The following is an 18,682-nucleotide window of genomic DNA, read 5'->3' as shown; positions in this document are numbered from 1 at the left end:
TTTATAATAATCAGACCAAATTAAAAGTGTAATTATGGCAGAAAGGGCTAATGATATCAGGCCAGGTCAGGTACTAGAACATAACGGTGGATTGTTTTCGGTTATAAGTATTATGCATACTCAACCTGGTAAGGGTGGTGCATATATACAAGCTGAAATGAAAAATATCCAAACAGGAGCAAAGTACTATGAGAGGTTTCGCTCTGATGCAACAATCAGAAGGGCAATTTTAGATGAAGAGGAATATGTTTATCTCTTTACTGAAGGGAATATCGTAAATCTTATGCATCCAAGTAATTACGAGCAGATTGTTATAAATTTAGACTTATTAGGAGAAAAGAAGTCTTATTTGCAAGATAATATGAAAATTAAAGTAGTAACTTATCAAGATAAAATAATTTCTGCACATGTGCCTGATCACGTTACACTAACTGTAAAAGAAACAGAGTCTGTTATCAAAGGGCAGACTGTTACTGCTTCTTATAAGCCTGCAATTTTGGAAAACGGAATACGCGTTAACGTGCCTCAATTTATAAAAGAAGGTGATAAAATTGTAGTACATACTCCTGATAACAGCTATTACGAAAGAGTGAAAGAGTAAATGGCAATTTCATCACCACGAATCAATGTGATGCTTGATTCTGTACGCAGTGCCTCCAAGCAGCTTATACGTGATTTTAATGAATTGCAAATTTCAAGCGTTAAGTCAGCAGACTTTATCAATAAAACTTATTCAAAATCCAAGCAACTTATATACGATTGCTTGAAAAACTACAACCAGAACTATGACTTTATTTTTGAAGACGATGTGGGCCAAGATCTAAAAGACGGCGGTTATACTTGGTTTATTATGCCTATAGAAGGCAAGGAAAACCTTTTTAGTTGTATGGTTTATTTTGCAGTATCAGTTTGTCTCATTCATAAAAACAGAGTTGTAGCAGCTGTGATTGATGCTCCAGCGCTTAGAGAAACTTTCTGGGCAGAGGAAAAGAAAGGAGCTTTTCTTGAAGATTTCAAATCTCGCCATGTAAAAATGCGGATGAAAGCTCGTGAAGGGGGAATAATAGACATAAGTGGTAATTTGTTAAATAAATTACCACTTGACAATAATAATCTACGCTCCCTTGGCTCAACGGTACTAGGTTTTGCATATCTTGCTGCCGGAAGATACAATGGAATAATTTACTCTGGAATTAATAAATATAAAACTTCACTCGGTAGGCTTTTTCTGCAAGAAAGCGGTGGGAGATTAAGGGAAGATAACGCGCTTGTCATTGCTGGAGATATAAACTAAAGTTCATTCAAAAGAGCAAAAGTCACGTAGTGAAAATAATAAATGGTCTTACCTACCCCTCATTGCAGCAGGGTGGCAAAATAAGATAGACGAGAAAAGACAACTATAGGAACAAATAGGTGTCATTCCAGCACGTGACACTAGAATCCAGATTGTTTAGACTGGATCCTATGGTCAAGCCATAGGATGACAAAAGAGTAAACTTTACCTGTGTGAGCTATAGATCCCAGTGTTAGCTACTTTCATGACAAGAAATAAAGCACTGATTTTGTACATTAACCATGCTTTTAAATAGATACCTTATTCTTGGCAACTTTAAACTCAACAACAGACACAAACAGATAATTTCTCAAAAACTTTTACAAGAGATTTTGTTAAATGCTCTATCATTTCATTTGTATGGTAAGGCGTAGGAGTAATACGGAAGCGCTCAGTCCCCTTTGAAACTGTTGGGTAATTTATATGTTGTACATATATTCCATACTCATCAAATAACAATTTTGATGCTTTTTTGGACAACTCAGGATTGCCAATTATGATTGGAATTATATGAGTTTCTGTTTGCATAAAATTCACTCCTGCATTTCTCAGTGAGTCTTTTACTTTCTCAACCACCTGCTTCTGCTTTTCTCTTTCAATGTTGCTTGATTTTAGATGCTCAACGCTTGCCTTTGCTGCTGCTGCTAAAACGGGCGACATAGCAGTAGTAAAAATAAATCCTGGGGCTGAACTTCTTATTACATCCACCAAGCTCTTTGAAGACGCTATATATCCACCCATCACTCCAAAAGCCTTTGATAATGTACCCTGAATAACAGTTATTCTATCCATCAAACCTTCTCTTTCTGCAATTCCGCCACCGCGCGGTCCATACATGCCAACTGCGTGTACCTCATCCAAATAGGTAATTGCATTATACTGATCTGCTAGATCACATATCGCTTCAAGCGGTGCTACATCACCATCCATTGAGTATACAGATTCAAGTGCTATTATTTTCGGCGTTTTTATATCTATAGACTTTAGCAACTGCTCTAAGTGATCAACATCATTATGCCTAAATATGTGCTTCGGTCTTTTTCCTGATTTTATACCTTCTATCATTGAAGAATGGTTTTTCTCATCTGAAAAAATTACCACGCCCGGAATAACAGACGATAAAGTACTAAGTGTAGTTTGGTTGGCAAGATAGCCACAAGCAAAAGTTAAAGCAGCTTCTTTTTGATGCAAGTCAGCCAAAGATTTCTCGAGCTCAACAACTTCCTTTGTTGTACCTGATATATTTCTTGTTCCTCCAGCACCAACAGATGAATTTTGAATAGCAGCAATGACACTATCGTTTTGTGACATTCCCAGATAATTATTACTGCACCAGACAATAACCTCTCTATTTCTTTCATAATCCATAATATAGGGAAGTTTGCCAGGTAATGACGCAAAATGCGTAAATTCACGATAGCGCCCTTCTTCTTTTATATCTTTGATTTTATTTAAGAATATTTTTTCGTAGTCTACCAAGTTTTTATCTATTAACAATCAATATAATTATAATAAATTATTAAATGATAGACTACTATATTTATTACTTAGACTGACATTCTTCTGTCTGCATAACCTTTGTGACCTGATTATCCTCAACTAAGCTTTTAGGCCTATAGCAGTACGTAATTGTAGCTGCAATAAGACAACAAACTGCAACTGCTATTCCTATTGCTAACATTTCCAAGTAAACTGCAACAGCTGCTCCTAAGGCAATAACAGTTATTGCAAGCGCAGAAGCAGCTACGACATACTTTTTTGTGTTTTGTGGATCATTCTTTGAATTGCTTGGTACGGTTGCTGAATAGCCTAAAGATGACATAAATTCCAAAAATCCCTTATTTCCTCGCTTTTTTGCCATATCTAAAGAGCTTCCTTTCAAAAGAGTATCTGATGGTTTATTAATAATTGGATCGTTTTCTAAATACGGGCTTGTACCATTGTCTATTAGCAATTTTGCAGATTTTTTATGCCCTTCATTTATTTTTCGATTATAAGCTATAACATGTAGCGCAGTACCAATATCCCTACTTTGTGTATTAACATACTTTTTTTTATCTTTTGCTGCACCTATCAAAATGGCAACTACATCAGAATGACCATTATCAGCAGCTAAGTGCAATGCAGTTTCACCATTATGATGTTGTAAATAAAGATCTGCCTTTTTTTTTAAAAGTAATTCCACCATTGCCGAATTACCTTCTGCAGAAGCATACATCAAAGGAGTAAGATTATATCGTTCTTTAGCATCAACTGTTGCGCCACGCTCTATTAGCAATTCTGCAACATCTGAATGTCCACTATATGCTGCTTCATGTAAAGGAGTTACTCTGCTGCCTGTACTGCTTACTGAATTAACATTTGCGTCATTATCAAGTAAAAGCTTCACAAAATCTTTATGACCACTCTTGGCAGCTAAATGAAGTGCAGTGTCACCACCTACTTTTGTTTTTGATTTAATCTCAATATTTGCACCACATTCTAGTAAATGCCTGCCAAGCTCAACATTACCTTTTTGTGCTGCAACGTGTAAATGAATAAATCCATCATTATCATAATCTGTGAAACGTTCATTAATATCGTCTAGTAAACTTTCCCTACCAGCTTTTAATTCCTCAGAAATGATAAGTGTTACTTTACCATTTTCATACTCTACTTCACCATTATGAAATTTAAGTGTGAACTCTAAAATAGCATCAACCCTGCATATTTCCCTATTTGTATCAAGTTTCCTGACAGGCATACTTGGACAATACTGAACATTGAGAGAACCTTGGCTATTATATACAATACTTATCTTTCTATCATTGGCATGAGGCAAGATTAGTTTATGCTTAGAGAATATAGGAGAGAGCTGCATTAACAAAGAGCCATCATACCCAGCTTGATTGCAACTAGTAATTAACTCTTCCAGTATATAGTCATTTGGAACCTCTGCTTTAGCATGTTTAAAAATTTCCGTAAAAACATACTTTGCAAACAGACGTTTATCATCTCCCTCATTATATTTATCATATAACCCTTTAATGAAACTATTATCTATAGTGCGATCATTGATTACAAAAAAATCCGTTCTATATAGGTCTTGATAAGCTGTGTTACCAGACTTTACATCTTCATTATTCTCATCTGCCTTTACTTGACCCAGCAGAGATTGTGTTAGCTGAAATTCTAACGTAGTTACTGCACTAGATTTAGTATCAGAATTATTAACGCCAGATTCCTCTTGACTTTCATTACCTGAATCCTCAGAACGACGGCGCTCTTTTTCCTCTCGTTCTAAAATTTCAAACCCTTCTTCAGTTCCCGAATCCCTAGAATCTGATTTCTTTAAAATTTTGTTTGATTCCTGTGATACAAAATCTGAACCTAACATGTTTTTCCTCACTAATTAGTAGCTAAGCTAAGTGTAGCATTAAATGGCAATTTTGTCAACTTAGCAAGCATCTCTTCGTAGTCTACCAAGTTTTTATCTATTAATAATCAATATAATTATAATAAATTATTAAATAATAGACTACTATATTTAGTATACAGACCTTTCCTTGAACACAATCTCTGCAGGCTCACCATTCTCAATTAAGCTTTTAGGTCTACAGCAGTATGTAACTGTAGCTGCAATAAGACAACAAGCTGCAACTGCTATTCCTACCGCTAACATTTCCAAGTAAACTGCAACAGCCACCCCTGAAACAATACCGGCTATTGCAAGCGCAGAAGCAGCTACAACATACTTCTTTGTATTTTGTGGATTTTTTTTGAGGCCACTTTTGCTGCTTTGCTCATTAATTCTTGGCAATTCTGTTTTTGGCTGTCCATTTCCGTTAGCAACTTGTTCTACATGCTCAGTAGGTTGATTAACGTTAATATCATTATTAACATCTTCAATTTCAATCGAAAGAAATTCATCTTCATCATCACTTGTTAATTCTACTCTTAAAGTACAAGGAACAGAATTACTAGAAACAGTACCATTAGCTGTTGCTTCAGCTTCCACTGTGTCAATTACAGATATTCTTGTTTCATGACCTTCTTCACTAATTTTTTCAAATGGAGAATTACTATTAGAGTCTGAGGAAGTTCCGGCAGAGCAATCACTTTTATTACCTTCAAGTTTAGAAAAATCATCCTCCTCAGAACTCAGTGATGGTGAGCTTTCTTTAGACTCTACCAAAGGAGCTTCTTGGCTACTTGCAGCAGCTGCTACATTGTTGTCTACTGGTAATGTAGCAGCAGTGTGCTTGAGCTCATTTTCAAGAAATAGTATTATTTGTTCAAGAGCCTCTTTTTGCTCACCCTCTTCCAAATTTGTAATTTTGTCATTTGCTTGGTCCAAGAGCTTCTGTACAGTAGGTTCATATGTGCTGACTTCTAATTTCTTTAATAAATGTATCAAACGAGTAAGATTGATTCTATCGACAGCATTAGACAATTTTTCTCCTATAATTTTTTCATTTCCAGGCATTTTACCCTCCTCACAATTATTACCTATAGCTTCTTCTATTGAAGCCTCTTCATTATTCATAATATTCTCTACTTTATCAACAATGTTTCTTTGCGGCTGTTGATTATCAATATTTTTGGATTCTGGATCTTTTTTAATATTTAAATGCAAAGGTGTTTTATCATCTAAACCTTCAAGAAATTTTGTGATTTTTGATTCACTAGAAGATTTTTCCCTGTTTTCTTCCCTTACCAAATATAAACTTTTCGTTCCTACCAGATCTAAAGCTGTTTTGCCATCTCTATCTTGAATGTTCCAATCAGCTCCCTTGTTTACAAGTAATTTTACTATTTCAAATTTATCATGGTAAGCAGCCCAATGTAAAGCTGTTCTGCCATGCCTCTCATCTTGAATATCAATCTCAGCGCCATTTCCAATAAGCAAGCCCATTAATTCTAAATTATTACGTGCCACAGCCCAATGCAAAGGTGCATGCCCTGAATTGTCTATACTATTAATATCAGCAATTTTATGATTAATAATAGTCTTTGCTACATCTATAAAATCTTGTTGTATAGCATAGTGCAAAAATTTTTCTGACATATCAGAAACTCTAGACCTGGCTTCAGTATCTTTAAATTTATCTAATACCGCTTTCACGCATTCTTGATTACGAATAGACAACGCCCTTCGAAGTTTTTCACATATGCTATGCCAAGGTAGAATAGTACTTCGATTTTTTTCCAAATCTTCTAATAAAAGCTTAGTATAGCGCTGTCCACCAACACCAATAAGTAGCCTATCGAGACCTTCATCTTGCGTAAATAATATACTTTTATGCGTTTCTGCATACCTTTCCACAAGTGTGTCATCAGCTGCAATGGCTAGTAGTGAAAGCTCTTTTACTGAATAATTATAATAACCATTTGTTTCATCATAGCTATTATTCAACAGCACATTGTGCATATGATCAGTCAAATTAAGCTGTTGAGAGCAAAAATCCTTCAAATTACCACAATTTAAATCAGTAATAAATCTATCGCTTTCCTCTATATTATTTATAGTTTTATCTAAATCTGCATAATCACCATAATTTTTTGCTTTATTTATAACGTCTATTAATCCATCAAAGGTTAAATTTTTAGGGGTAATGGTAAATTCTTCTTCATTATGCCTTGGTTCTATATTAACCTGATCTTGAGGCCAAAATAACTCTGTTGCTACAACTGCTGTAACTTCTGCAACACCTACCAATACATTCGCAACATTACCTAAAATGCCTGGATCAGTAACTACTTTGTTTGCTACTTCACTACTATCAGATGAACTCTCAGTAATAGACAAGTCTTCAGCAGCAAATGACTTAGGTCCTTCATTCATATTTTTCTCAAGAGTCTCTGTAATTCTATTATCCTCATCTTCGAAATGCCTATTTATTTCATCTAACAAACTTTTGCCATCAACTTTGTAATTCTCTAATTGTTCAGGAATAGCAAGTGTTACTTTGCCGTTTTCATACTCTACCTTACTATCTCGAAACTTAAGGGTGAACTCTAAAATAGCATCAACCCTGCATATTTCCTTATTTGTATCAAGTTCTCTAACAGGCATACTTGGACAATACTGAATATTGAGAGAACCTTGGCTATTATATACAATACTTATCTTTCTATCGTTGGCATGAGGCAAGCTTAGTTTATGCTTAGAGAATATAGGAGAGAGCTGCATTAACAAAGAGCCATCATACCCAGCCTGATTGCAATTAGTAATTAACTCTTCTAATATATTGTCATTTGGAGTTTCTGCCTTAGCATATTTAAACATTTCTGTGAAAACTTGCTTAGCAAACAGGCGGTAATTTGCATTTTCACTCGAAATTAAGTGATTGTGCTGGCAATATAACTCGTGAACATACGCTTTGCTTATTGTTTGCCCATTAATTACAAAATCCATTCTTTCCAAATCAAGTTGTGCTTGCTTGCCAGAATTTGCATTCCTATTATTCTCACCTGCCTTTACTTGACTTAGCAAAGATTGTGTTAGCTGAAATTCCAATTCAATTGCTCTGTTAGTATTTTGTCCTTCCTCAACCTCTGAACAATTGCCTGAATCTCCAGAATGACGATGCTCCTTAATTTCTTCTTGTTCTAAAACTTCAAATTCTTCTTCAGCACCTGAATCTCTGGAATGGCGACGCTCCCTTTCTTCTGCAGTATCTACTGCTGGCGGCATGAGCCCACCAAGTAAATTCCACCCCATGTTTTACCCCCTAATTATTAGCTAAACTAAGTATAGCATTAAATAGAAATTTTGCCAAGCAAGTTATTGAGCCTTTTAGCAAATAGACTTACGTCTTCCATCTCTTCACCTTCCACTATACAAGCTTGATAGAACAATAAGTAAATCATATCTCCAAGTGTTGGATTTTCACCATTTTTAGCGTGAGATTCCATTATGTTTCTTATCAAAGGATGCTTAATGTTAATTTCAAGTACTTTTGGCGTGCGGTAATTTAGCTGCTTCTGTTCACGTAAAAAACGCTCCATACGGAGGTCCATAGTTCCTTCATCAACTGCTAGACACACAGGACTATCGGTTAATTTCTTAGAGATCTTTACACTTTTTACTAAGCTTCCAAGAACCTTGGTGAAGTATTCGAGTATAGAATCCGCGTTTTCTTCGCTTTTGTTTTCATCTGATTTATTTTCTTCATCTTTCTTGCTTTCTTCTGAAGAAAATTTTTCTAAATCAACATCAGCGCGGGTCACAGACTTAAATTTTTGATCTTTATATTCATGAATCACGCTAGTCCAGAAATCATCAACTGGATCAACAAATAGAAGCACTTCCAATCCTTTGCTGACGAATCCCTCAAGTTGTGGACTGTTTTTTACTGAATCGAGACTATTACCTGTGAGATAGTAGATATGTTCCTGTTCAGGCTTCATTCTGCTTATATAATCATCAATGCTAACTAGCTTACCATCACTGGTGCTATGAAATCTGCAAATGGAAAGCAATGCTTCTCTTTCATCAGTTGGCATAGCTTCGCAAAGACCTTCTTTTAACACCGCACCAAAATTGCCCCAGAATTTTGTATATTCCTCTAAATTCTCTTTTGCTTTTTTGCCGAGCTCTGATATTATGCGCTTAGTTAAAGATTTCCTAATCTGCTCAACTACACGATTATTTTGCAGTGTTTCTCTGCTGATATTGAGAGGCAAATCCGGTGAATCAACCACACCTTTCAAAAAACGCAAGTACTGCGGTATAATCTGCACATTATCTTCAGTGATAAACACTTTATTTACATACAATTTTACAGAGCAGCGTCTATCTGGATGAAATAAATCAAAAGGCTTGATAGAAGGAACATAAAGCAAGTTCGTATACTCTATTGCACCTTCATTTTTATTATGAAATATCATCCAAGGCTCACCGCCCACATGTGCAACACCACGGAAGAAGTCGTTGTGCTCTTCTGGAGTAACGTCATTTTTTGGCTTAGTCCAAATTGCAGCTTTGCTATTTAATTTTTCACTTTTTCCTTCTTCATTTACAAACTCAACGGGAAAATTTATGTGGTCAGAGTAAGTAGTAACGATGTTTTCAATACGGAATTTGTCTAAAAATTCGCTTTCTTCAGGACGCATGATGAGCGTAATTTTTGTGCCACGAGAGATTTGACCATCTAATTTGCTGATTGAATACTCTCCATCTCCTTTAGATTTCCACACCCAAGACTCTTCTTCTCCGGCTTTCCTTGATTCTACTATAACTTCTGAAGCAACCATGAAGCTTGAATAAAAACCAACACCAAACTTTCCAATCAGCTCTACAGCTTGGCTCGAATCTTTATTATTCTTAATTGCATCCAAGAATTTTTGCGTACCAGAACTTGCAATCGTGCCAAGATTATCTATTAAATCCTGTCTGTTCATTCCAATTCCATTATCGGTTATATACAGCTCATTCTTATCTTTACTGGAGCTAATAGTAATCTTCAACTCATCACTTGAATCTAATAAATCAGCATTTAATTGTGATTCATAGCGCAATTTATCACATGCATCTGATGCATTTGATATTAACTCACGCAAGAAAATATCCTTATTAGTATAAAGTGAATGAATTACTATATTTAGTACTTTGCCTACTTCAGCGTCAAATTTTAAACTTTCAGTTTCTTGTATGTTGTGCATTTTGAGCTCCATTATTAGCCTACTAATCTAATAATTTAAGTATTGCACTGCGATCTTTCAAGGTCACACATGCTAAAATTTATGTGGGCCAACTTATGGTTCCAATGCTAAACTGGAATAAGTACAACCATTGTGTCATGCAAATTAAGAAGAAAGTGCTAGAATATAATATCTCTTATTTGCTTCAAAGATTTGTTAGTCTTTGATTCTTTTTTTTTAAAAGTAGTCTCAAGAGAGATTTTAAGCTTTTTCCATTCTTCTTGACCATTTGGCATTAAATCACTCTCAATCTTCTCCAGTACTTTCTGAGGTGATGAATATAATTCCTCGTACAAATCAGTGTTTACTGACTGTAGTATTACTAAAAATGTAAATAAATTCGGATCAAGTAATTCTTCTTTTGCATGGTTCAAAAAACATAGCTTTATTCTTCTTATACAGTATTGTATTGCCTGCAGTGATAATGAGAAGCTTTCTGCATAAAATATAAAGCTATCTATAATTAAGCTCTTTGATTTTTTCGGTAATTCAGAACTTTCAAACAGTTTTCTTATAAACTGCTCTGTTGGCTGTTTTGGCAAATGCAAAGAGAGATCAGTAAAAGATTTTAGGCTAAAATTTGGTCCAAGTATTGTGCTAATTGCTCTTTGCACATTACTCTTATCTTGGCTAACAGAGATAATGAAAACCAGTCCCTCAACATCAAGCATGTACTTTATGGATTCTAAAAAATCGACAATGAATTTAGGGCGACATATATCAAGATCATCCACCATTATATAAATGTTTTTGTCTTTCCTGATTTTATTAACCACATCTGCTAGTTGTATTTTAAAATCTCTAATGTTCTCTTTTCTCCTTTGGAGAAGATTTAACTCACCCAAGACAAAACCAATGTCTTTCTTATCAGCCTCTTTTGCAGCATCGAGAAATACTGAAAGCATAGCAAGTGGAGATTTACTGATCAGCTTTCCTAATGTATTGAGAGAAAATAGTTCTTGGTTTATGTTTTTGAACTGCTGTATAACACTCCTTTTTACTTTGTATGATGCGAATAGATCCTCAAACAGGAAATGCAAAAAAGAAGGTAATGGTTGATCTAGCGCACTAATATCCCATGCGCTGTAATAAGCTGCAATTTCATTTTGCTGCTCTAGATCCTTTACCCATTCTTTCAAAAAAAACGTCTTACCCCATTTATCATATCCTTCTAAGGATACAATAGAAAAAGACTTACCAATTGTCTTGATTATAGAACTAAATTTACTTGCAACTTGTTTATAGCCTAAGCAATCATTCTCCCAAGTTATTACCTTAGGTAATTGCTCGTCTTCTTTTTTTCTGAATCTTACTAATGATATAAGTTTTTTAAAGCACATAAGATCCTTATGCTATATTTTACTATAGTATCTTATAAGTTAAGGGTCCAGACAATCATTTGCTTAGTAATCCATGTTTTTCTAACACATTAATAGAAATGTTTTTCAAGCTACTTACAGGATCAAGCACACCACATGGATCATATGTGATAGTTTTTATTCCTGTTTTTTCTTCTATGCATCTTTCCATGTATTGCACGTAATTTTGTGTAAGATCGTCTATTACTTCCTGTGTTTCCTTTAAACTTTTACAATCTTTGAATTCAGTTACTAGTTGCTCAATTCCACTTTCATAGAGTCCAGAATAGTTTTGAATTATAAAACTCCTGTTTTTAATAGCTTTTTGTATTAAAGGAAACATCCCGTTTATATAAGCTAAGCTTCCTGCATCCAAACTGATATCTATTGTTAACTTTCCTTTTTCCTTCCATAAGTCTATTTTTTCCTCCATGATTTTCCTACTATCACAAGTTTTTATTAATTCTATTAGTGCAGAATTACCATACTTATCAGATACCCAGTCACTATGCACAAAGTTTTTATACACCAGCATTAATGGAAATATAAAGCTTAGGTTATCAATATATCGAACATATTCGTCTTGATTTAATTTTCTTATTATTTTGCTGAAATTAGGTTTAATAATAATATCCTTATATCGAGCATATTCGTATTCGTCTAGATTGAATTTTCTTGTTATTTCGCTGAAATTGAAATAAGGCTTAATAATAATATCCTCATATCGAGCATATTCGTCTTGATTTAATTCTCTTATTATTTTGCTGAAATCAGGATCCTTATATCGAGCATATTCGTCTTGATTTAATTCTCTTATTATTTTGCTGAAATCAGGTTTAATAATAATATCCTTTAATAAATCTGTATTGTGAAAATTAATATCGCTTTTTGTTAAGAGTAGATCATTTGATTTAAAATCAAACTCTTTTAATTTTTTCACTTCTAAATTAGGCACTTGTAGTCCTAAGTCAATCTTTATATCCTTTAATATGTATCCAATTCGTTTACTATCTGCGTATTCTTTGTTAAATAGCGCAATGAAATCAAGAGCGATTGATCTTGATTTTTTGATTAACCAACTATAAGTATCACGTACTCCATCTAGTACAAAAGTTAACATAACCCCTCATTTTTAAATACCATATTTAAATGTATAATATTTTCAATTAGCAAGCAAGTTTCTAGGCTGAAGTATGTTACAGTATTTTTAAAGTATGTTGCTCAGAAGAAATGGAATATTATTTAATATCCTGTCTTGAAGTAAGCGCTATCTTCAGAGTCCCTTCATCTAGGTAGTCAATTTCTCCACCTATCGGTATACCACAAGCAAGGCGCGATATTTTTACATTCGAATTCTTTAGCAATTCAATTATATATTGCGCAGTAACTTGGCCTTCTAATGTCGGATTGATTGCAATAATGACCTCTTCAATTTTAAATTCTGTAACTCTTTTGGGAATGTTATCAAGATTCAGTTCTTTTGGACCTATGCCATTTATTGCTGATAGCCTTCCACCCAAAACATGATACATACCTGAATATATATTCCCTTTTTCAAATGCCCATAGATCACCCAATTCTTCTACTACACACATTAACTTGGTGTCACGCTTTGGGTTAGTACAAATAGAACACGGCGATTTAGTATCTAGGTTTCCACAAATTTTGCACTCTATTATAAGATCCGCTAGCTCTCTAATCAAAGATGCAAGCGGTAGCATGACTTTCTCTTTATTTTGGAGCAAATGTATAACTAATCTTCGTGATGATGATGGACCTAAACTTGGCAATTTAGAAAAAGCATGAACTAAATTCTTTATATTAATGTTCATTTAATAAATTCAGGATATAGTTTATAAAATGATAACATCAAACCTTTCGTAAAGAAAGCTTAGTTTGATTGGCTATGAAAAAGATTTCCCACTTTTTTTAGAACTGTCTTGAAAAAATTAATGTAATCACAATCTACTGTAACCTAACTCTGATTCAGGTATAACTGAAATTATCTCACACATTTGCGTAGTTACTACGGTACTTCTTTTTTGAAAATGACGTAATTTATTTTTCAACATATTTCTTTCTTCTACATAACTGTCTGACTCTTTATTCAAACTAGAATTTTTTTCTTCATACTTGGAAAGTATTGTATCGATCAAATAATTAAAAAATAATATTAGACCTGTAGTGTTGGCAAGCAATGCAAGAGAATAATATAACATATCTTCACTCACTTCTTCATTTATTATGTCATGGGAATTTCTATACATTCTAAAACAAGAGCCGAAGGCTGCTAAGCATACACAAGTAAGTTTTGTTTTGTTTAGGACGCACTTAATTCGTGCTAGTTTTTTATTATTATCTTCTAATTTTATACGCAACTCACTAATTTTACTACTATAGTGCTGAATAAACAATTCTATGGCCTCTTTGTTATTAGCATAATTATATGCTTTGTAAGATTCCTTATCTATGAGTTCAGTATCTATATCCTTTGATTTGAGAAGCTCTTTGATTGCTTCATTTTTGTTAAGAAGCATAGCTTCGTGTAGAGGTGTGTACTCATTTTCAACATCTTTTCTTCTGTTAATATTTTCACGAGTTAAGTAGTTAAAAAGAGCTGAAATGCATTCTGAATTATTGCTTTCAATAGCCAGAGTAATTGCATCTTTTCCATCCTTGTTATTAGTATTAATAACTTTGAAAAGCGGCTTTTCATTCTCTTGCTTATGTTCAAAATATTTGCGTTTGTAAAACTCACTTGAACAGTATGGTTCCTTAAGAATACACAAAAGTTTTTCTACAAAACAAGTACGATTTCTTTTTATAGCTACATGTAAAGGTGTGTCATGATTCTCCTCGTCTTGCAACAATAAGACATCATACAAATAACCCTCTTTATATAAAAAATTAATCTCTTGATCAAAAGAGATATCTTCTTCTCCTTTACAGATATTTAGTAGCCGTAACCCTATACTTTCTGTAGTACTGTAATCAATTGCAGAGCTACGTTGCACTTTAGATTGATAAAGGGTTACGTCCATACTATTCCTACCTTTAAACAACCCAGCTATACCTCTAAATATTACAGCTATACCTGATTCACTCCGAGCAGCACAAGGTGTTTCATCTGGAATGTTAATCTCAACATTTTCACTAGAAAAAAGTTCTAAAACATGCGAGTTGCTTTTTCTACTGGAAAAAGGCACATCGTTCCTTTTATCTTTAATCTCAGCACTCTTTGCATTCAAAGAATTTAGAGAGTTAGCTAAACAATCAAGATCTGTAGCATTTTTAGACTCAAGGTCTTCTGCTTGAAAATTTGCTGCAGTGTTTATTTCACCTTTCATATTTCTTTTTTTACAGAAGTTGCATTTCAGGTAGGGTATCTCATCTTTAAAATTTTTCAACTCTATTTAAATTTTTTTAAAATAGTTTTTGATAAAAATACTTATGAAACTAACTTCTGTGTTAATTTTTTAGAAGATTTTATAGCTAAAAAATTACTTCCGCATATTTTAAATCTGATTACAATTACAGTTAGAGATATTTATTGAGCTCAAAAATCTATCTCCGTCTGCAGACTTTTTTATTAAACTCATTAAAAAATGTAGCGTATCCTCTTCAGAGCATATCTGTCGTATGTTCACTGCATTTTTTCTAATCTTTTTTATACAGGGGGATCTTATGTTCAGAATTCCAGATACTTGACCTTTAATTTAGCTAATAAAAACCAACTGGTACCTGCGGTTTTTATAGCTACGTTTTCTCAAATAAGTTTTAAATGAATAGATTTCTTGCATAATAAGATGTCATCCCAGTGCTTGACACTGGAATCCAATAAGAAAAATGCGCTGGAACTTTCGAATTCCAGTTATGCAAGAAATCTAATGTTAAAAAACTCACAGTTATCCTAGTACTGCTTTATTATCTGCAGTCTTTTCATGCTCGACAGAAGAGAGTTGAGGATTAACAGCTTCTTCTATTAATTTAGCCTGTTTATAGTCTTGACTTAGGAAATATATAGCCACTCCAACTGCTATTCCAGCAACAAGAGCAGATACTGCGAGTGCGCATAATATAATAGTCATTGAAGGGACTAAAGCACCACCAACACCGAGTCCAATGCCAAGAAAAACGCCAGGTATAATGCCAATCAAACTATTACATCTAGCACTTTCTTTTTTCGATTGAGCTTGGTCTTGCATGTATTTAATGAGTGCTTCTCTTGTTTTTTCTTCTTGAGCTAAATCTAATGGCATTTTGTCTTCTTTATTCCTTATCAAAGAATTTGCGCCATGTTTCAAAAGGGCTTCTATTGCCTCAGTGTTATTACTTATAACAGCTTGGTGTAATAATGTATTTTTACTACTTTGATCTTGAAAATTTATCAATTTGTAGAAATAGAAATACTGAGGAGTAATAAACCTATTCACAGTTTCATCTAAAATCTTCATCACGTCTTGAAATGATAATTTCTCTTTTTTCTCAGATATTGCACTATCGTGTTCAATACAGTAGTGCAAAATAAGATACACCATATCTTTTCTTATATCTACAGCATCCTCTATAGATAAAGCTGATTTAAATAACTCCTTGTCAATAGGTATTTTGATATTTTTATTAAGGAATTCCTTCAATTCTGTAATTTTTTCGTTATGCCTTATCCCTTTCCTACAGACGATTTCAAGTAAAGTATTCATACCATCTCCTTATTCTAGTTATATCAATAATATAATAAACTCTAATAAAAGTCAAATCATTGATTAAAAAATTAATATAATTAATTCTGTGAATGTCAAATAAATTCAAATAACATCAAAAAAAACTCACAGGGTCAACATCTATTGTTACTGCAATATTTGAATTCAAGTTGTAATTTTTAATCCAATGTTTCAGCTTTTTCTTTATGAATAGACTATGTTTACTATGTATCTTTAGTAACACTCTATAACGATATTTATTGTTTAAAAAATTTATTGCTGCTGGTGATGGGCCAAAAATTTCGAGTTCTTTTTTTCTAGTCACGCACTGGAATGACAACGCAGAAGGAATAGTAGCTGAACATTGATCATGCAAAAAGCTTGTTATCTCACTTGCTGCTTTCTGCGTTGCAAATTGATCCTTACCGAAAACTATAAGCGCTATTAATCTACTAAATGGTGGCATTTTAGCTTTGCGTCTTGACTCAAGTTCAATTTCATAAAACAAATCCCTTTTTTGCTGCTGCAATGCTTTTATTATCAAACTTTCAGGATTATTAGTTTGCACTATTACCGTTCCTTTTTCGTTGAACCTCCCAGATCTACCGGCAACTTGATGCAATAATTGATACGTCTTTTCTGCTGCCCTGAGGTCAGAATTTTCAAGGCCTAAATCTGCGTTTATCACTCCAACCAAAGTTAACTTAGGGAAATTATGCCCTTTAGCAATCACTTGTGTACCGATTATAATATTCACTTCTTCTTTGAGCACTGAGTCAATTACGCTACCAAGCGACTTCTGGTCGCTGCTAATAATCGCAGTCTTTGCGTTTGGTAATAGTTTTACTATCTCTTCAAGTAACCTCTCAATTCCTATACCACAAAGGGATAATGACTGCTCACTTTGACAATTCGAGCATTTTTCTGGAAGTTTTGATTGGTAAGAACAATGGTGACACAAAAGGACGTTCTTTTTCTTGTGGTACGTAAGCCATACAGTGCAATTTGAGCAGGAAATTTTATATCCACATTTTTTACAAACTGCAAGTTGCGCATACCCCCTGCGGTTTAGAAAGAGCATAACTTGCTGTTTTTTCTCTATGGTTTGTTTTATCCCTTCGAAAAGCTCATTTGAAATCCATTGTTTATTATTCACTACTTTTATGTGCGGCAACTCTGCACCACCGAATCGTTCGGTTAGCTTTACATGGTTGTAATTCCCTTTTTTAACATGATAAATTGTTTCAAGCAGCGGAGTAGCGGATGATAAAATAATCGGAATATTTTCGAGTTTGGCTAAGATAATTGCCATATCTCGAGCATTATATATAATTCCTTGTTCCTGTTTAAAGGATGAGTCATGCTCTTCATCAACGATGATCAATTTTAGGTTCTTATAAGGCAAAAAAAGTGATGACCTTGCCCCAATAATGATCTGCGCACTTCCATTTGCTATATTGAGCCAATTATTTCGGCGAGCTTTTGGAGTAAGTCCTGAATGCCACTCAGCTATATTTCCAGATATCTGACTGTGAACACGATTTACCAATTGTGAAGTTAGAACAATTTCTGGCAGAAGGATAAGGACTTGTGCATTACCCTCTTCTGGTGTTATTCCAGTGTGTAACCTTTTGGTGTTTGAACATTTGCAGGTAGTTTTAGTAGTAGATGATGTCATTCCAGTGCTTGACACTGGAATCCAGTCTTTATCGTACAACTGCTTAGTGTACTGATTTGAAATTAAGTTCCAGTGTCGGGGCACTGGCTTTTTGGTAAAAATTACTCTTATATTGTAACATTCGTCTAGTTGTGTATTGAACGCTGGAATGACATAACGTTTATTTTTGAAAGTAAATTGCATAGCAAATGGTGTCATGCAAGTAGTTGACACTGGAATCCAGTTTTTTGATTGAAAATGTTGTATAGTGTGCTGTTTACAATCAATTTTACTGGATCCCAGTGTCGGGGCACTGGGATGACAAAAGAAGGGGGTACCGGAATGACACCATAGGATGGAGTGACACCTTTTTGGTAGACAATGTTCGTAAATACTATAATTCTTAATTAACTGTGCAATCACAGAGAGATAAACTTCCGTTTTTCCAGACCCGGTTTCACCGTCAAGCAAAGTCACTGAATACTCATTCAAATTACTTATTATCTTATTGCGAGCTGCTTGCTGCTCAGGGCTTAATTGGCAATCTATTTCACTTATTTCCTGCTTTTGCTTAGTGAAAACTAACTTATCTATCTGATTTACCTTTAATACTCCTCCCATTATTACTTTGGCAAGCATACCGATAGGTATTACATTATACTGCGCAACCCACTCTGCAAATTCGATCAGTTTTGGTCTGATACTCGGTAACTCGATCTTTTGTTCAATGCATTTTAATTCTCGATCACTCTTGCCGCTATATTTCCAAACTATTCCAATCAAACGCTTTCTGCCAAACGGCACCACTACGTAATCTCCAATTGAAACTTCAGTATCTTCCTCAACTGCATATGAAAATAGCTGATCAATTGGAAGTGGCAGTAATACGTCAACTGTTTTTGTCATAAGTTAGCGCTGTTTTTAGATACATAGAGAAGCCTTAATGCTT

Annotated in this window: 12 protein-coding genes; 2 read left to right on the top strand and 10 right to left on the bottom strand. The window is 34.2% G+C overall.

Translation table 11 applies throughout. The features are described 5' to 3' along the window. The first annotated feature begins 34 nt into the window (after positions 1–34). Together efp and ABWU65_RS03985 are read left to right on the top strand one after the other, a co-directional pair. The gene (efp, locus tag ABWU65_RS03990) at positions 35–601 is read left to right on the top strand and encodes an elongation factor P (RefSeq protein WP_149168706.1); all 567 of its coding nucleotides are present in this window, start codon (positions 35–37) and stop codon (positions 599–601) included. Then, positions 602–1,294 carry an inositol monophosphatase family protein gene (locus ABWU65_RS03985; RefSeq protein WP_007302192.1) on the top strand — a complete coding sequence of 231 codons (693 nt, stop codon included), beginning with the start codon at positions 602–604 and terminating at the stop codon, positions 1,292–1,294. 321 nt (positions 1,295–1,615) lie between these two features. On the opposite strand, the gene hemA is transcribed toward ABWU65_RS03985, so the two are convergent. From hemA to priA, 10 genes are all read right to left on the bottom strand, one after another. Then, positions 1,616–2,812, bottom strand: coding sequence for a 5-aminolevulinate synthase (gene hemA, locus ABWU65_RS03980; RefSeq protein WP_353280639.1), 1,197 nt, complete (start codon positions 2,810–2,812; stop codon positions 1,616–1,618). 64 nt (positions 2,813–2,876) lie between these two features. Beyond that, entirely contained in the window at positions 2,877–4,709 is a 1,833-nt protein-coding gene (locus ABWU65_RS03975; RefSeq protein WP_264685542.1) for an ankyrin repeat domain-containing protein, read from the bottom strand. 150 nt (positions 4,710–4,859) lie between these two features. Continuing rightward, on the bottom strand, positions 4,860–8,036 hold the full coding sequence (locus ABWU65_RS03970) for an ankyrin repeat domain-containing protein (RefSeq protein ID WP_353280328.1): 3,177 nt from the start codon (positions 8,034–8,036) through the stop codon (positions 4,860–4,862). Positions 8,037–8,074: 38 nt separating this feature from the next. After that, complete coding sequence (gene htpG / locus ABWU65_RS03965; RefSeq protein WP_353280327.1) at positions 8,075–9,979, bottom strand: molecular chaperone HtpG; 1,905 nt, start codon at positions 9,977–9,979, stop codon at positions 8,075–8,077. 158 nt (positions 9,980–10,137) lie between these two features. Beyond that, entirely contained in the window at positions 10,138–11,358 is a 1,221-nt protein-coding gene (locus ABWU65_RS03960) for a P-loop NTPase fold protein (RefSeq protein ID WP_007302186.1), read from the bottom strand. 55 nt (positions 11,359–11,413) lie between these two features. Further along, positions 11,414–12,496 carry a hypothetical protein gene (locus ABWU65_RS03955; RefSeq protein WP_007302185.1) on the bottom strand — a complete coding sequence of 361 codons (1,083 nt, stop codon included), beginning with the start codon at positions 12,494–12,496 and terminating at the stop codon, positions 11,414–11,416. A gap of 118 nt (positions 12,497–12,614) precedes the next feature. Further along, positions 12,615–13,202: a recombination mediator RecR gene (recR, locus tag ABWU65_RS03950; protein WP_264685039.1), complete on the bottom strand. Its 588-nt coding sequence runs from the start codon at positions 13,200–13,202 to the stop codon at positions 12,615–12,617. A 132-nt stretch (positions 13,203–13,334) separates the two neighbouring features. Then, a complete protein-coding gene (locus ABWU65_RS03945; RefSeq protein ID WP_007302183.1) occupies positions 13,335–14,723 on the bottom strand; it encodes an ankyrin repeat domain-containing protein in 1,389 nt (462 codons plus the stop codon). Between the two features lie 558 nt (positions 14,724–15,281). Continuing rightward, a complete protein-coding gene (locus ABWU65_RS03940) occupies positions 15,282–16,076 on the bottom strand; it encodes a hypothetical protein (protein ID WP_353280326.1) in 795 nt (264 codons plus the stop codon). Between the two features lie 115 nt (positions 16,077–16,191). Then, entirely contained in the window at positions 16,192–18,639 is a 2,448-nt protein-coding gene (gene priA / locus ABWU65_RS03935; protein WP_264685546.1) for a primosomal protein N', read from the bottom strand. Between the last annotated feature and the right edge of the window lie 43 nt (positions 18,640–18,682).

The organism is Wolbachia endosymbiont (group B) of Silvanus unidentatus (genome assembly GCF_964028615.1).
Lineage (GTDB): Bacteria > Pseudomonadota > Alphaproteobacteria > Rickettsiales > Anaplasmataceae > Wolbachia.
This window is presented reverse-complemented; position numbering and strand designations above follow the sequence as displayed.